We start from the raw sequence: 14,688 nt of genomic DNA, 5'->3' as shown, positions 1-14,688 counted from the left end.
CGGGGGGGGGGGGGGGGGGGGGGGGGCGTGGGGGGGGGGGGGGGGGGGGGGGCGGGCGCGGGGGGGGGGGGGGGGCCCCCGGGGGGGGGGGGGGGGGTGGGGGGGGGGGGGCCGGGCCGCCCCCCCCCCCACCAGACCACTCGGCATGCAGGGGGCTCAGGCGATGACGAACACGTGGACGGTCCCCGGCTACTCCGAGGTCCGGGAACTCGGCTCCGGCGGCAGCGGCCGCGTGGTGCTCGCCGTTCACGACGGCACGGGCACGGCCGTCGCGGTGAAGTACCTCAGCGACCGGCTGCGCCAGGACCCCGCCTTCATCGGGGAGTTCAGGGCCGAGGCCCGGCTGCTCGGAGGCTTGCGCTCCCCGTTCGTGGTCGGGCTGTACGAGTACGTGGAGGCGCCCGGCGGCGCCGCCATCGTGATGGAGCTGGTGGACGGGATCTCCCTGCGCGCGCTGCTGAGGCAGTCCGGGCGGGCGGACGCCGAGGCCGCGCTGGTGGTCCTCAAGGGCTCGCTGCTCGGGCTGGCGGCGGCCCACCGGGAGGGTGTCGTCCACCGCGACTACAAGCCGGAGAACGTCCTCGTCGCGGCGGACGGCTCCTCCAAGCTGGTGGACTTCGGCATCGCCGCGAACCGCGGGACCACACCCGGTGTGGCCGGTACCCCGGCCTACATGGCACCCGAGCAGTGGCAGGGCCGGCCGGCCTCGCCCGCCGCCGACGTGTACGCGGCGACGGCGACCTTCTTCGAATGCCTCACCGGCCGCAAGCCGTACGACGGGGAGAACTTCGCGGAGCTCGCCGTCCAGCACATCGAGGCCCCGGTACCGGAGACCGAGGCGCCTGAGCCCGTACGGCCGCTGATCCGGCGCGGCCTGGCCAAGCAGCCGGAGCAACGGCCGGAGAACGCCGAGGCGTTCGTGGCGGAGCTGGAGGGCGTGGCGCTCGCCGCGTACGGGCCCCAGTGGGAGGAGCGCGGACAGCGCAAGCTGGCGGCACTGGCGGCGCTGCTGCCGCTGCTGTTCCCGTCGGCGGGCGCCCCGGCCGCGGGCACGACGGCGGTGGCGACGACCACGCTGAGCAGCGGCTCGGGCTGGGCCCCCGGCCGGCGTGGCTGGCTGGCGGCGGGTGCGGCCCTGGTGCTGGGGGCGGCGCTGGTGCTGACGACGGACGCGCTCGGCGCCTCCCCGGGCGGGTCCGCGGCGCTCAGCGCCTTCGCCACGACGAGCCCGGCCCCGCCCGGTTCGACCTCGCCGACGCCGAGCCCGACCGCTTCCGCTTCCCCGACCCCCTCGCCGAGTCCGAGTCCCAGTCCGTCCGCCTCGCCGAGCGCTTCGCCGTCCCTGTCGCCCCCGCCGTCCTACAGCCCGTCCCCGACACCGACGCCGAAGCCCACGACGCCCAAGCCCACGACGCCTCCGCCGTCCCCGACGGTGACCGTGTTCGCAGCCGGGGTGAACCTCACGCAGACCGCCCTGGACCGCGGTCAGGCGGCGGTCACCCTGAAGGCTTCGGGCACCGGGACCGTGAAGGTCACCTTCCAGTGGTTCACCGGGGACGCGAACAACCCCTTCGCCACGTCCGACGGCACCGAAGTACACGAGTACGCCGTCGGATCCGCGCTCCCCGCGGTCCCGCACACCTTCACCGGGGCGGGCTGCTACTGGGGCGTCCGGGTCACGACCACTCCGACGGCCGGGGCCGGTCCGGCGACGCACAGCATCCAGGCCAAGCGGAGGTGCGTTCCCGCATGAACAACGGCACGGGCAACGGCGATGACGACTACAGCGCCACGGTCCTCGGCAGTCACTGGTTCACCGGCCCCGCAGGGCCGGGCACGGTCGCACCCGACCGGGTCGAGGGGTCCGTGCTCCGCTTCGGGCCCGGGGTCACCGCGGCCATGCCCGCGCCGTTCCCGGTGGCCGTCACCCCCGCGCCCCGGCGCCGCCGCGTCGCGGGCCTGCGGCGCTACACCCTCGCCGCGGTGGTCCTGCTCGCGGTGCTGGCGTACCTCGGGTGGCAGCGGTTCGGGCCCGCCCTCGAAGTCCGGAGCCTGGCCGTGAGCACCGACCCCCAGGGCCCGCCCTGCGACACGGCGGCCGACGTGGTGGCGGTCGTCGGCACGAACGGGCGCCCGGGCACGCTCACCTACCGGTGGGCGCGCAGCGACGGCACCTACTCCGAGCGGCTGACCGAGCGGGTGCCGCGCGGGCAGCGGGAGGCACGGCTGCACCTGCTGTGGACCTTCCAGGGCCGGGGGACCTACCCGGCGAAGGCCGAACTCCAGCTGCTGTCGCCCGAGCGGCGCACGGCGGCCGTGGAGTTCACTTACCGCTGCCGCCCGTAGCCGGGGTTCCAGGGGCGGACAGGCGGATGACGGCGAGGCCGCCGTCGAGGTCGACGCGGCTCCGCGGCGGGGCGCCGTCCTCCTCGTCGTCGCGCATCACGAGGGCGCTCCGGCGCTCCTTGAGTTCGTTCTGCTTGCCCGGCGAGAAGCTCGCGTGCAGCTGCTCGAAGCCGGTGCTCGAGATCTGCCCCTGGCGCCCGTTCCACCGCCAGGGCAGCAGACCGGCGCGGCCCGCCCGGACCAGCGCCAGGTCGAGGAACGCCATCGCGGTGAGCAGCAGGGCCAACCCCGGGAGCGTCATGAAGATGACAAAGCCCATGGCCCGACCCTAACCGATCCGTACTTTCGACCGAGGCGGTCGTGGCCTTCCGGCCGAAGCCCGCGGCCGCGTCCGCTGGTTGACTCGTATGTGTTGCCGAGGGATCAGGGATGTCCCTTTCGGCAGCCATGAGTGTCACGTTCCAGCCGGCGAACACCCCAACCGGAACGTGGCCGTCCCGCACGGGTGCCAAGTCCGCGCGGGAGGCCCGCGGCCGCTTTGGGGAGCGGCCGCGGGCCATTCGTCCGCCTCCCCATGTTTGGCCGTCCCCCGCCGCAACCGGGGGACGGAGCTCAGAAACGGGCGTGCGCCGTGATGTCGGCCTCGAACTCGCCCGTCATGGCCGGAGTCACCGTCGGCCGGCACTGCGCCACCGCCGCCAGGTAGTCCTCCGTGGTCGCGCCCAGCTGCGCGGCCGCCGCGCCGCGCGCGCCCACCGCCTCCAGGTCCCGCTCGAAGGACACCTGCGCCGCGATCCGCGCCGCGTGCTCGATGTCGGCCGGGGTGAACAGCTCGGTCGCCGCCACCAGGACGCTGACGTCGACGTCCGCGCGCCCGGCCGTGTACCGCGACCAGATCGCGGCGCGGGCCCCGGCGTCCGGTGTGCCGATCGGGATCAGGTAGTCGAAGCGTCCGGGCCGCAGGAAGGCCGGGTCGAGCGAGCGGATGGAGTTCGTGGCGCACACCAGCAGCCGCTCGTCGCCCTCCCGGAAGCCGGGTATCAGCTTGAGCAGTTCGTTCGTGACCCCGTGCATCCCGCCGGGCTGGGCGGGCTCGCTGCGCACGGGCGCGATCTCCTCGACCTCGTCGATGAAGACGAGCACCCGCTCCAGCTCGGAGATCCGGGCGAAGGCGTCGCGCAGCGCGGTGGCGAGGTTGCCCCCGTCGGCGAGCCGGGACGGCAGCAGTTCGACGAACGGCCAGCCGAGCCGGGAGGCGATGGCGCGGGCGAAGGTGGTCTTGCCGGTGCCGGGCGGGCCGAAGAGGGTGATGGCGCGCGGCGGCCGGACGCCGTGGGCGGCGGCCCGCTCGGGCTCGGCGAGCGGCAGCACCACGCGCCGCTCGATGAGGTCCTTCTCCGTCTCCATCCCCGCGACCTTCGCCCACAGGTCGTTCGCCAGGAAGCGGCCGCCGAGGTCGGCGAGCAGCCCCGCGGCGGGTCCGTGCAGGGGCTCGGTCTTCTCGAAGTAGGCGACGGCGGGCTGCCGGGTGTATCCGGCGTTCAGCAGTCCCTCGCCGAGCAGGTCCTCCTCCGGGAGCACGTACGCGATGCGGCCGACGCGGGCGGCGATGAGGCGCCGCTCCAGCTCGACGAGCAGGGCGCTGGCGAGGCCCCGGCCGCGCCAGCCCGAGGCGATCGCGATGCGCATGACCCAGGCCCGCTCGCCGGTGACGCAGGCGAGCGCCGCGCCGATCGGGACGCCCTGGTGGACGGCGACCACGCAGGGCTGCCGGTCGGTGAGGGCGCTGATGCACTCGGCGAGCGAGAAGACGGATTCCTGGCCGAGTTCGGCCGTGGTGTCGATCAGGTGGACCACCGCGGCGAGATCGCTCTCGCGGTAGTCGTGGATGAGCCAGTTCACCGGGTACCGCCCCTCGTTCGTGCTCCTTGCGGTGAGGCTAGGGGCGGTGGGGCCGGGCGATCACGCTCCGCCGTGCACAACAGGTGGTCCGGAAACCGTCCGTGGCGTCCATAGACTGGTGCTTTCCGCCCGAACGCCCGACCGAGGACTCCAGCACCTTCATGCTTTGCCACATACCCGCGGCCCGACGCGGGCATCTCATATGGCTCATCCCCTTCCTGTGGACCCTGGCGTTCGGTCTGTGGGGGCTCTCCCGGCAGGACAGCGTGTGGCGGGACGAGGCCGCGACCTGGCAGGTCGCCGGCCGCTCTGCGGGCGAGATCTGGGCGATGCTCGGGAACGTCGACGCCGTGCACGGCCTGTACTACCTGCTGATGCACGGCCTCTTCGAGGTCTTCGGCGCGAGTACGACCACCCTGCGGCTGCCCTCGGTGCTGGCGGTGGCGGCCGCCGCGGCCTGTTTGGCGTTGATCGGGCGCCGGCTGGCCGGCTTCTGGGCGGGGCTCGGCGGCGGACTGGCCCTCGGGCTTCTGCCCGCGGTCCAGTTCCACCTCCAGGAGGGCCGGCCGTACGCGCTGGTCGCGGCCGGGGCAGGACTGTCGACCCTGCTGTTGGTGTCCCTGCTGTCCCCGGAACCCGCCCGCCCCGGGCGTCGGGCGTGGCCGCGCTGGACGGCGTACGGGCTCACCGTGCTGGTGTGCGCCCTGTTGAACTGGCTGTCGCTGCTGATCCTGCCCGCGCACGCGGTGACCCTGTGGTGGGTGCGGGCCGGGCGCGGTGTGTGGCTGCGCTGGACGGCGTACGGATCGGGCGCGGTGGCGGGGGCCCTGCCGCTGATCCTGTTCAGCCGGGGCCAGTCCGATCAGGTCTCGTGGATACCGCCGCTGACCTGGCACATGCTGATCGGCCCGGGCATCCTGCTGGCGATCGGCGGCCTCGGGGCGTGGGCGGACCGCCCTGACCGGTCACGGCTTTCGGCGGCCGCGGTCGGGTTGCCGCTGCTGGCGGTGCCGCAGCTCGGGCTGATCGGCCTGTCCCTGGTCCAGCCGCTGTTCCTGGACCGGTACGTCCTGTTCAGCCTGGCGGGGCTGGCGCTGCTGATCGGCGCGGCCCTGGGGGCGGCCGTACGGGCCTGCGCTCCCCGGTTCCCGCGGGCGGTCGGCCTGCTCGTGCCGGGGGTGGTCGGGGTCGCGGTGTTGACCCTGCTGCCGGTGGAGCTGGGCAAGCGGGACCCGGCGAGCCGGGTCGACGACGTGCTGGCGGTGGCCGGTGAGGTGGCCCGTTTGAAGCACGCGGGGGACGCGGTGCTCTTCGTACCGGCCGCGCGGCGGGACACGGCGCTGGTCTCCCCCGACGCCTTCATGGGCCTGGCCGACATCGCCCTCGCCCGGACCCCGGTGGCCTCGGCCACCCTCAAGGGCGAGGAGACCGACCCGGCGCGGATCCGGGCGGCGCTGCTGGACCGGCGACGGGTGCTGCTGGTGACGGACTCGGCGAAGGTCGCGAAGGCGCCGTCGGCGGATCGGGACAAGGTGAAGGCCGCCGTCCTGCGCGAGCACTTCACGGTGGTGGAGGACCGGCAGCTCCGGGGCCGTCGGGTGACGGTGTACGAGCGCCGCGTCTAGGTCCTGTCGGGCCTGCCTTTCGGATCAGGTCCTGGGGGGTCCGAGTTTCACTTCGGGTGCACGGGATTCACAGGGGATTCATACGGAATCCCCGGCTCCGGACAAAGGTTCGGCAGGCAGGGTGGGGCCATGATCCACCGAACGCTCCACCGACCGGCCCGGCGCACCCGTGCGCGGCGGGCGTCCCGGATCCTGGCGGCCCTCGCCGCCATGGCCGCCCTCGTCAGCGTGGACGTGCCCGACGCGGTGGCCGGCGTACCGCTCGGGGTCACCGCGCAGGCCCGGCCCGACGCCACGGCGAACCGGGTGGGTGCCCTCTTCGCGGGCGGGCTCGACGGCGGACACTTCTGCACCGCCGCCGTGGTGCACAGCGAGGGCCGCGACGTGATCGCCACCGCCGCGCACTGCCTGGAGGATCCGGACTCCACCGTCTTCGCCCCGGGCTACCGGGACGGCGAGGCCCCGTACGGGCTGTGGCGACTCACCGCCGTGCACGTCGCCGCGGGCTGGACGGACGGCGAGGACCCGGACGCGGACATCGCCTTCGCGACGGTGGCCCCGGTCGACGGGGCGACGCCGGGGAGGCACGTCGAGGACCTGGTGGGCGGCTTCCCGGTCGCCGCCGAACAGCCGGACGACCCCACGGTGGCGATCATCGGCTACCCGCGCACCCTGGAGGCCCCTCTGCGGTGCGCGAACACCACCGCGCTGTTCTCCGGGACCCAGCGCCGGATCGACTGCCCGGACCTCAGCGGCGGCACCAGCGGCAGCCCGTGGCTGGTGGACGGCTCGCTGGCCGGGGTGCTCGGCGGGTACGAGGGCGGCGGGACCGTACCGGAGGTCTCGTACAGCGCGGTGATGGGAGACCAGGCCGTTGAGTTGTACCGCGAGGCGGCCGACGCCGGCTGAGGCGGCCCGACCCGAAAATCAGGACCTGGCGGGGAGGCGTTCGGCCTCGGGCGCCGAGGGCTGCGCGGGGACCAGGTCGATGGACGGCCGGGACGGGCCCGGGGTCCCCGACCTGATGTCCTGCACTCCGCGGCGCAGGCTGTCGCGCAGCATGCGGCCCAGCGGACGCTCGATCAGCCTGTGCATGATCCAGGCGATCGCCAGCATGACGGCGGTCACGCCGATGGCGAGGGGTACCGGCGCCACCTCGGAGCGGAAGTGATGGATGATCGTCAGCCCGGCCATCATGTGGATCAGGTAGAGCGGGTAGGTGAGCGCCCCGGCGTGCGGCAGCCAGCGCCAGTGGACGCGGTCGAAGGCACCGAGCGCTATGCCCGCCATGACGGCGAAGCCGAGCAGGATGATCAGGTGGGCGGGCCAGTCACGGATGTGCTCGGTGGCGGTCTTGCCCAGGCTGGCGACCATACGGGCCCCCACGTGGTGCTGCGCGAGGAGGAACTGGGCCAGGACGACGGCCCACAGGACGGCGTTCGGCCGGAAGCGGCGCATCAGGTAGAACGCGATCCCGGCGATGAAGTACGGGGAGGCGGAGGGGACGGCGAAGAAGGACAGCACGCCGTTGTCGACGGTGGGGGCGACGACGCCGGCGAGGGTCCAGACCCCGCAGAAGAGGACGCAGTTGCGGTAGGTCAGACCGCGCATGACGACGACCGCGAACAGCACGTAGAACTTGAGCTCGACGAAGAGCGTCCAGTACGCGTCGTCGATGTTGGGGACGCCGAGGCCGCCCTGAAGCATCGACAGGTTCACCACGACATCGGTGATCCGCTCGACCTCCCTCACCTCGGGCCAGTTGAGGAGCACGAGGGAGGTGAAGGCCACCGCCGCCCAGTAGGCGGGGAAGAGCCTGGAGACCCGGGAGACCGCGAAGTCGCCGACGGTGCGCCCCCAGGCGCTCATACAGATGACGAACCCACTGACCAGGAAGAAGATCTCGACGCCGAGCCAGCCGTAGACGGCGAACCCGCGGGCGACCGGGAAGACGCCCTCGGTCGGTTCGCCCCAGGCGCTCGCGAGGACCACGTAGTGGTAGAAGAGCACGGCGAGTGCGGCGAACACCCGGACGCCGTCGAGGACCGCGAGGCGCCCGGCGGGGGCTCCGGCACGCGTCCGGCTGCTCGCCGGCGGCCCTTCGGCCGGATTGCTCACACTCATCCCTCGACCGTCCCGTGGTAGCACTGCTGTCCGGATATCGCTCAGATGAGCGGACGTGACCGGAACTGTATCGCGCTCACAGACGGTTCACAGGGTCGGGCGGGGTGACGGACGCCTCACCTCCGGTTCGTCGGGCGCCTCACTCCGTGACCTCGGCAGGGATCTGCGCGGGCATCTCGAACCACGTGGGCTCGTCGCGCATGGCCTGGTCGATGCGGAGCAGCGCGAACGGTTCCAGCGGCGGCAGGGCGGTCGGCTCGAACCAGGCCACCTCCAGCGACTCGTGGTCGTTGGCCCGGGCCTCGCCGCCGGTCGCGCGGCAGCGGAAGGTGATGTCCTGGAACTGGCAGACGTCGCCGTTGGGATAGGTGATGGGGTCGAGCATCTGCACGAGGACCACCCGTTCGGGGACGCAGCGCACCGCGGTCTCCTCGTGGACCTCGCGCACGGCGGTCTCGGCCGGCTGCTCACCGGGCTCGCAGATGCCCCCGACCACGGACCAGAGCCCGGTGTCGGAGCGCCGGCCGAGCAGCACCCGGCCCCGGTCGTCGAAGACGATGGCCGTGACGCCGGGCAGCAGGAGCAGCTGGTGTCCGGCGGTGGCACGGATCTCGCGGATGAAATCGGGTGTGGTCATCCCTCGACCCTACGAGGCTCCGGGCGCGGGTCCGACGTCAGGCCGAGCGGCGTGCGCGGATCCGGCGGGTCAGGACCAGGCCGAACCCGCCCGCGGCGAGCAGCAGGAGCGCGTACTCCGGGAGCGGGCCCAGCCGGGTGGCCGGCGTCTCGGTGGAGCGCAGCGGGATCTCGGCGACCAGCGCGTCCGCGGTGAACATCTTCGTCTGCTGGACGATCTTCCCGTCGGGGCGGATGACCGCGCTGACCCCGCTGGTGACGGGGACGAGGACGGTGCGGCTGTGCTCGACGGCGCGGATCCGGTCCATGGCGAGCTGCTGGTAGGTCATCTGGGTCCGGCCGAAGGTGGCGTTGTTGCTGGGTACGGCGATGACCTGGGCGCCGTCCCGGACGGTGGAGCGGACCGCGTCGTCGAAGGCGGCCTCGAAGCAGGTGACCATGCCGACGCCGGTGCCGGCCATGTCGAAGACGCCGGGGTCCTTGCCGGGGCCGAAGTCGCGGCGCACCCGGTCGACGTCGGAGCTGAATAGCCGGACGAAGGAGCGCATCGGGATGCGCTCGCCGAAGGGCTGGATCTTGCGCTTGTCGTAGGTCTCGGTGGGGCCCTTGACCGGGTCCCAGAGGATCATCGTGTTGCGCAGCGGTCCGGTCTCCGGGGCCACGACGGCGCCGATGGCGACGGGCACGCCGATGGCCTTGACCGCCCGCTCGATGGCGTCGTACGCGTCGGGCTGGGAGTACGGGTCGAGGTCGGAGGAGTTCTCCGGCCAGACGACGAAGTCGGGCTTGGGGGCGCGGCCGGCCCTGACGTCCTCGGCGAGTTCGATGGTGCGGTTCACGTGGTTGTCGAGGACCCGGCGGCGCTGGGCGTTGAAGTCGAGGCCCAGGCGCGGAACGTTGCCCTGGATGACGGCGGCGACGACCGTGCCGTCCTCGGCGGAGTCGGAGACCAGCGGGCGGGCCGCGAGACCTGCGCCGATCGGGGCGACGACGGTGAGGGCGGCGAGGGCGGCGGTGGCTCGGCCGGGGTTCTCGCGGGCCGCGCGCAGGGCCGCGTACAGGCCGAATCCGCACAGGGCGACGGCGAAGGAGAGCAGTGGGGTGCCGCCGAGGGCGACGAGCGGGGTGAAGACCCCGTCGGCCTGACCGAAGGCGAGCTTGCCCCAGGGGAAGCCGCCGAAGGGGATCCGGGCGCGCAGGGCCTCACCGGCGACCCAGACGGCCGCGGCGAAAACCGGCCAGGCGGGGAGCCGGCCGACGAGGGCGATGCCGAGGCCGGTGAGCCCGATGAAGAGGGCTTCGACGGCGCCGAGAGCCAGCCACGGCACCGGACCGACCTCCTCGCCGGTCCAGACGAGGAGCGGCAGCAGGAAACCGAGCCCGGCGAGGAGCCCGAGGCCGAACCCGGCCCGGGCGCGGCGGCCGAGGAGGCAGCCGGCGAGCAGGGCGAGCGCGAGGGGCGCCAGCCACCACAGGGGGCGGGGCGGGAAGCTGAGGTAGAGCAGCACCCCCGCGAGAACCGCGAGCGGCGCGCGCACCAGCCACAGGGCGGTCCGCGGCCCCATCCGGGAAAACACACCGCCCCGCGTCGGGGGGGCGCCTTCGGCCGGGCCGGCGGGCTTCGTGGGCTCGTTCCCGGCCGTGCGGGTGACACTGCTGCTCATCTGGCGGAGTGTACGTCCCCGAGGTCAAAGGGCTGGTAAGGATCTATCGGGCGAGGGCCCGGAGGTGGGTGCGGATGACCCGGACGGCGTTCTCCGCGTCGTCGACGGTGACCGTGAACAGCTTCCCGTCGCCGAGTGTCAGTTCCACGCCCTCGCCGCGCCGGACGACGACCGCGGTGCCCTTCTCGGGGCGCCAGCGGTAGCCCCAGCCGCCCCACTGCTGCGGGGTGATGCGGGGGAGGAATTCTGCCGAGGCCACCTCGCTGAGCCGGATCTTGCGGCGGGGCAGCCCGACGTGACCGCAGCGCACTTCCAGGGCCTCGGCGTCGATGGTGACGGCGACGTGCACGAAGGCGAGGGTGCCGAAGAGGATCAGCAGCCCCGCGGCGAGGCAGCCGATCACGGACATGAGCAGGGGCACGTAGCCCGAGGTCCAGGCGTTGTCGACGGCGAGTTCGACGCCGAGCGCCAGGCAGGCCGCACCGGCCACCGCCAGCAGCCACTGCGCGCGGTTGGAGGCCCGGCCCGTCCAGAGCGGACCTGCGGGGTGAACCGTCATGTTGTGCAGCGTACTCACGTTCCGCACCGGCGCCACCGCCTCTCGCCCACTCGCCGCAACGCGCGTCTGCCCGTGCCTGACCTCAACCAAACTTGAGGCGGCGGTTGGGCGCCGGGTGGGCGTCAGCCCGGCAGGATGCGGACGAGTGCGTCGCGCAGGGCCGGGCGGCGGGCGCTCATGAAGCGGTGCAGGTTCCGCGAGGCGAAGGCCACGCGCTGCGCGCTGCGGCGCCGCTCGGCCCCGTACGCGCGCAGCGCCCCCGGCAGCCCGGCCGGTCCTCGCTCCGCCACCGCGCGGGTCAGGGCCTCGGCGTCGAGCAGGGCGGTACAGGCGCCCTGCCCGAGGTTGGGCGTCATGGCGTGGGCGGCGTCACCGACGAGGGCGACCCGGCCGGCGGCGGTGAAGGCGGGGAGCGCGGGGTACAGGTGGCGCATCTCGTACCGGATCCACGTGGAGGGGTCGGTCTCGGCGAGGACGCGCGGGACGGGGTCGTGCCAGCCGGCGAAGGCGTCGCGCAGTTCGTCGGCGGTGGTGGCCTCGGGAACGGTGGCGTACCAGTTGGTGCGGCCGGGCTCGACGGGGGTCATGCCGAAGAAGCGGCCAGCGCCCCAGGTCTCGCCGTACACACCCGTCTCGAATCCGGCGGTGCCGATCCAGGCGACCGTGCCGATGTGGCGCGGGCGGCTGCGGGAGCCGAAGTGCGCGGTGCGGACCGCGCTGTTGATGCCGTCGGCGCCGACGAGGAGGTCGACGCCGGGCTGCACGGCGGCCTCGGCCGCGAGGGGCCGCCCGTACTCGATCTTCGTGCCCCCGAGCCGATCGAGCTCGGCGAGCAGGGCGTCGATCAGGTGGGGGCGGGAGACGAGGAGCTCGGGCCTGCCCGCCTTGCGCTCGATCCTTTCGAGCGGGAGAGCGGCGAGCACCGTGCCGTCGGGCCGCCGGATCCGCCCCTCTCGGTACGGAACGGCGCGCGCCCGCAGCGCGTCGCCGAGGCCGAGCCGGTCGAGGGCGGATTGGGCCGTGGGGTGGATCCCGAAGGCGGTTCCGTAGCGTTCGAGCGCGGTGCGCCGCTCCAGGACCGTCACCTCCCAGCCCGCGCGGCGCAGCCCGATGGCGGTGGCGAGTCCACCGACTCCGGCTCCGACGACGAGGGCCGAACCGCTGCTGCCACCCATGACCTCATCCCTTCACCCGCCCGATAGAACCACCACATCCGTGGTACTACATCTGTGGTACCACGGATGTGGTTAAGCTGGCAAGGTGAATCAGGACCGAAGGGACCGGCTGCGGGACGCGGCCGTCGCCGTACTGGCGGAGGCGGGCGGGCGCGGGCTGACGCACAGGGCCGTCGACGCGGCCGCCGATGTGCCGACGGGCACGGCCAAGAACTACTTCCCGACCCGCGACGCGCTGCTGCGGGCCGTCGCCGAACGCTGCCTGGAGCAGTACCTGGCCCTGGCCGCCGGGCCCCCGCCCGGCGACGCGGAGCAGCTGGCGGCCCTACTCGCGGGGCTGCTGCGGAACGTCGCCGGGCCCGGGCGGCCGCGCGTGCTCGCCTATCTGGAGCTCCAGACCGAGGCCACCCGGCGACCGTGGCTGGCGGCGCTGCTGGACCCGATCGGCGCCGCGGACTTCGCGGCCCACGCCCACCTGCTGCGCGCGGCCGGATTGCCGGCCGGGCCGGAGGCGGCCCGCGCCCTGACCCTCGCGCTGCACGGCGCGATCCCCCACCTCCTGGCGGGCGCGCCGGACACCCTGGCGGCGGCCGGCCTCGACGACCTGGACCGCTTCGCCCGCGAACTGCTGGTCGCCGTATGCCCCGAGGAGGCCCCGTGACCACCCGGCTCGACCGGGCCGTGGGCGCCGTCCTGGGTTCGGCGGCGGGTGACGCACTCGGCGCGCCGTACGAGTTCGGCCCGGCCGGAGCCTTGACCGCGCGCGGCGAGGAGATGCGCGGGGGCGGCGGCTGGGATCCCGGCGAGGCGACGGACGACACCCAGATGGCGGTCCTCGTCGGCGAGTCCCTGCTGGAGCGGGACGGCCTGGACCTCCCGGACGTCTTCGCCCGGTTCCAGCGCTGGGCCGCGGGCGATCCGAAGGACATCGGGCTCCAGACCGAGGACGTGCTGACCAACGGCGAGCCCTGGAACTTCGCGGCGGCCCTGCACTTCCAGGTCAACGCCCGTGCGGCGGGCAACGGTTCGCTGATGCGGGCGGCCACCTCGGCGGTGTACTTCGCGGCCGCCGGGCGCGAGGCGACCATGGCCGCCGCCCGCCGCATCGCGGCCCTGACGCACGGCGACCGGGCGGCCTGGGAGGGGACGGCCGTACTGCACGAACTCGTACGCGTGGCCCTGGACGGGGCCGATCCGCTGACCGCACTCCCGGCGACGCTCGCAGCCGTCCATCCGGCCCATCGCGAGCGGTACGGGCACGTCCTCGCGCCCGACTGGAACCCCGGACTGGCCACCGAGTTCAACGGGGCGGTGTGGCCCTGCCTGGGCTCGGCCGTGTGGGCACTGCGGACCACCACCGGCTTCGCGCAGGCCGTACGGGCCGCCGTGGACCTGGGCGGGGACACCGACACGGTGGCGGCGGTGACGGGGGCCCTGGCCGGGGCGGTGTACGGGCAGCAGGCGATCCCCGCCCACTGGACCGCCACGCTCCACGCACCACTGCCCGGGTTCGGGAACCGCGTCCTGAACGCGGCGGACCTGCGCGGCCTGGCTCAGCGGCTCGCGGCGGCCGGTTCCCGCTGAGGTTCCAGCCGGCGGCCGCGGGCTACCCGACGGGCGCGCCGTGGCCCGCGAGCAGCCGTCCTTCGGCGTACCCGAGCGCGGCGGCGGGGAGCGCCCCCTCGCGCCCACTGCACAGGACGGTCAGTCCGCCCGTGCGGGGCAGAGCGGGCTCCGGCCCGGTGCCGAGGCGGCGCAACGCCTGCACGGCGACGGGCTCGGCGGACCCGTGGAAGACGAAGTCGGCTCCCCCGGTCCGTACGGCCAGGGCGGCCCGGATCGCGGCCTCGACCAGCTCGTAGTGCGTACAGCCGAGTACGACGTCGGTGACGTCGGCCGGAGTGAGCGCGGCGGCCGCGGCGACGGCGGCCTCGACGGCGACGTCGTCCGCCGCCTCCACGGCCTCGGCGAGCCCGGGACAGGGCACCTCGGTGACCGAAACACCGGAGGCGAACTCGCTGATCAGCCCGCGCTGGTAGGGGCTGCCGGTGGTGGCAGGCGTGGCCCAGATCGCCACGCGCCCACCGCCCGCCGCGGCAGGCTTGATCGCCGGCACGGTCCCGATGACCGGGATCCCCGGCTCCAGTTCCGCCCGCAACGCGGGCAGGGAGTGCACGGAGGCGGTGTTGCAGGCCACGATGAGCGCGTCCGGCCGGTGCGCGGCGGCGGCCCGCGCGACGGCCAGGGCCCGCACCGCGAGCGAGGCGGGCGTCCGCGGCCCCCAGGGCATCCCGTCGGGGTCGTTGGACAGGATCAGGTCCGCGTCCGGCCGCAGCCGCCGTACCGCCGCGGCCGCCGCGAGGAGGCCGATTCCGGAGTCCATGAGGGCGATCTTCACGCGGCCACCTTAGTCGACGCCCCGCCGCGTGCCCTGCGGTGCGGGGGGCTCGGCCCCGCACCCCGCGCCTCAAACGCCGGCGAGGCTGGGATGGTCCTCCCGGGCGGGATCTCGACCCTCGGGTCCACCCCGCGCCTCAATCGCCGGCGGGGCTGGGGGTGGTGCCCCCGGGCGGGGTTTCGCTCCTCGGGCCGGTCCGCGGTGTCCCTCCGGGGCGTCTCCTCGTCCTCGCGCACTGAGGGTCATCCCGGCTGCTGAG

At 74.2% G+C, this 14,688-nt stretch carries 14 protein-coding genes; 6 read left to right on the top strand and 8 right to left on the bottom strand.

Annotated elements, in window-relative coordinates; all coding sequences use genetic code 11:
- The first annotated feature begins 163 nt into the window (after nt 1-163).
- Both ACFV9H_RS30310 and ACFV9H_RS30305 read left to right on the top strand, forming a co-directional pair.
- On the top strand, nt 164-1,753 hold the full coding sequence (locus ACFV9H_RS30310; RefSeq protein ID WP_385404409.1) for a serine/threonine-protein kinase: 1,590 nt from the start codon (nt 164-166) through the stop codon (nt 1,751-1,753).
- Nucleotides 1,750-2,346: a hypothetical protein gene (locus ACFV9H_RS30305; protein WP_385404407.1), complete on the top strand. Its 597-nt coding sequence runs from the start codon at nt 1,750-1,752 to the stop codon at nt 2,344-2,346. Before ACFV9H_RS30310 ends, ACFV9H_RS30305 begins: the two co-directional genes overlap by 4 nt.
- On the opposite strand, the gene ACFV9H_RS30300 is transcribed toward ACFV9H_RS30305, so the two are convergent.
- The gene (locus ACFV9H_RS30300) at nt 2,324-2,665 is read right to left on the bottom strand and encodes a DUF6191 domain-containing protein (RefSeq protein WP_385404404.1); all 342 of its coding nucleotides are present in this window, start codon (nt 2,663-2,665) and stop codon (nt 2,324-2,326) included. The genes ACFV9H_RS30305 and ACFV9H_RS30300 overlap by 23 nt on opposite strands.
- Nucleotides 2,666-2,958: 293 nt before the next feature.
- Nucleotides 2,959-4,248, bottom strand: a complete 1,290-nt coding sequence (locus tag ACFV9H_RS30295) for an ATP-binding protein (protein WP_385404402.1) — start codon at nt 4,246-4,248, stop codon at nt 2,959-2,961.
- 161 nt (nt 4,249-4,409) lie between these two features.
- On the opposite strand from ACFV9H_RS30295, the gene ACFV9H_RS30290 reads away from it, so the two are divergent.
- On the top strand, nt 4,410-5,873 hold the full coding sequence (locus ACFV9H_RS30290) for a hypothetical protein (protein ID WP_385404400.1): 1,464 nt from the start codon (nt 4,410-4,412) through the stop codon (nt 5,871-5,873).
- Between the two features lie 129 nt (nt 5,874-6,002).
- Complete coding sequence (locus ACFV9H_RS30285; protein WP_385404398.1) at nt 6,003-6,782, top strand: trypsin-like serine peptidase; 780 nt, start codon at nt 6,003-6,005, stop codon at nt 6,780-6,782.
- Nucleotides 6,783-6,800: 18 nt separating this feature from the next.
- Here ACFV9H_RS30285 and ACFV9H_RS30280 read toward each other — a convergent pair whose 3' ends face one another.
- The 5 genes from ACFV9H_RS30280 to ACFV9H_RS30260 form a co-directional block, all read right to left on the bottom strand.
- Nucleotides 6,801-7,997 carry an acyltransferase family protein gene (locus ACFV9H_RS30280; RefSeq protein ID WP_385404396.1) on the bottom strand — a complete coding sequence of 399 codons (1,197 nt, stop codon included), beginning with the start codon at nt 7,995-7,997 and terminating at the stop codon, nt 6,801-6,803.
- A gap of 139 nt (nt 7,998-8,136) precedes the next feature.
- Nucleotides 8,137-8,634 carry an NUDIX domain-containing protein gene (locus ACFV9H_RS30275; protein ID WP_385404393.1) on the bottom strand — a complete coding sequence of 166 codons (498 nt, stop codon included), beginning with the start codon at nt 8,632-8,634 and terminating at the stop codon, nt 8,137-8,139.
- Between the two features lie 37 nt (nt 8,635-8,671).
- Nucleotides 8,672-10,297 (bottom strand): apolipoprotein N-acyltransferase, encoded by a 1,626-nt coding sequence (lnt, locus tag ACFV9H_RS30270; protein ID WP_385404391.1) that lies wholly within the window; start codon nt 10,295-10,297, stop codon nt 8,672-8,674.
- 43 nt (nt 10,298-10,340) lie between these two features.
- Complete coding sequence (locus ACFV9H_RS30265; protein WP_385404388.1) at nt 10,341-10,856, bottom strand: hypothetical protein; 516 nt, start codon at nt 10,854-10,856, stop codon at nt 10,341-10,343.
- A 122-nt stretch (nt 10,857-10,978) separates the two neighbouring features.
- On the bottom strand, nt 10,979-12,031 hold the full coding sequence (locus ACFV9H_RS30260) for an FAD-dependent oxidoreductase (protein WP_385404386.1): 1,053 nt from the start codon (nt 12,029-12,031) through the stop codon (nt 10,979-10,981).
- A gap of 85 nt (nt 12,032-12,116) precedes the next feature.
- Here ACFV9H_RS30260 and ACFV9H_RS30255 point away from each other — a divergent pair, with 85 nt between their 5' ends.
- Together ACFV9H_RS30255 and ACFV9H_RS30250 are read left to right on the top strand one after the other, a co-directional pair.
- Complete coding sequence (locus tag ACFV9H_RS30255; protein WP_385404383.1) at nt 12,117-12,692, top strand: TetR/AcrR family transcriptional regulator; 576 nt, start codon at nt 12,117-12,119, stop codon at nt 12,690-12,692.
- On the top strand, nt 12,671-13,615 hold the full coding sequence (locus tag ACFV9H_RS30250; protein ID WP_385404381.1) for an ADP-ribosylglycohydrolase family protein: 945 nt from the start codon (nt 12,671-12,673) through the stop codon (nt 13,613-13,615). The genes ACFV9H_RS30255 and ACFV9H_RS30250 overlap by 22 nt, the downstream gene beginning before the upstream one ends.
- Nucleotides 13,616-13,637: 22 nt before the next feature.
- Here ACFV9H_RS30250 and ACFV9H_RS30245 read toward each other — a convergent pair whose 3' ends face one another.
- Nucleotides 13,638-14,429 (bottom strand): glutamate racemase, encoded by a 792-nt coding sequence (locus ACFV9H_RS30245; protein ID WP_385404378.1) that lies wholly within the window; start codon nt 14,427-14,429, stop codon nt 13,638-13,640.
- Between the last annotated feature and the right edge of the window lie 259 nt (nt 14,430-14,688).

This window comes from Streptomyces sp. NPDC059874 (genome assembly GCF_042731135.1).
Lineage (GTDB): Bacteria > Actinomycetota > Actinomycetes > Streptomycetales > Streptomycetaceae > Streptomyces.
The sequence above is the reverse complement of the archived record's forward strand: the minus strand, read 5'-3'. Positions and strand labels throughout refer to the sequence as shown.

Excerpts from the sequence above, each read along its gene's own strand:
- ACFV9H_RS30310 (WP_385404409.1), top strand. The coding sequence starts at position 164 with ATGACGAACACGTGGACGGTCCCCGGCTACTCCGAGGTCCGGGAACTC.
- ACFV9H_RS30305 (WP_385404407.1), top strand. The coding sequence starts at position 1,750 with ATGAACAACGGCACGGGCAACGGCGATGACGACTACAGCGCCACGGTC.
- ACFV9H_RS30300 (WP_385404404.1), bottom strand. The coding sequence starts at position 2,665 with ATGGGCTTTGTCATCTTCATGACGCTCCCGGGGTTGGCCCTGCTGCTC.
- ACFV9H_RS30290 (WP_385404400.1), top strand. The coding sequence starts at position 4,410 with ATGCTTTGCCACATACCCGCGGCCCGACGCGGGCATCTCATATGGCTC.
- ACFV9H_RS30285 (WP_385404398.1), top strand. The coding sequence starts at position 6,003 with ATGATCCACCGAACGCTCCACCGACCGGCCCGGCGCACCCGTGCGCGG.
- ACFV9H_RS30280 (WP_385404396.1), bottom strand. The coding sequence starts at position 7,997 with ATGAGTGTGAGCAATCCGGCCGAAGGGCCGCCGGCGAGCAGCCGGACG.
- ACFV9H_RS30275 (WP_385404393.1), bottom strand. The coding sequence starts at position 8,634 with ATGACCACACCCGATTTCATCCGCGAGATCCGTGCCACCGCCGGACAC.
- lnt (WP_385404391.1), bottom strand. The coding sequence starts at position 10,297 with ATGAGCAGCAGTGTCACCCGCACGGCCGGGAACGAGCCCACGAAGCCC.
- ACFV9H_RS30265 (WP_385404388.1), bottom strand. The coding sequence starts at position 10,856 with ATGACGGTTCACCCCGCAGGTCCGCTCTGGACGGGCCGGGCCTCCAAC.
- ACFV9H_RS30260 (WP_385404386.1), bottom strand. The coding sequence starts at position 12,031 with ATGGGTGGCAGCAGCGGTTCGGCCCTCGTCGTCGGAGCCGGAGTCGGT.
- ACFV9H_RS30250 (WP_385404381.1), top strand. The coding sequence starts at position 12,671 with ATGCCCCGAGGAGGCCCCGTGACCACCCGGCTCGACCGGGCCGTGGGC.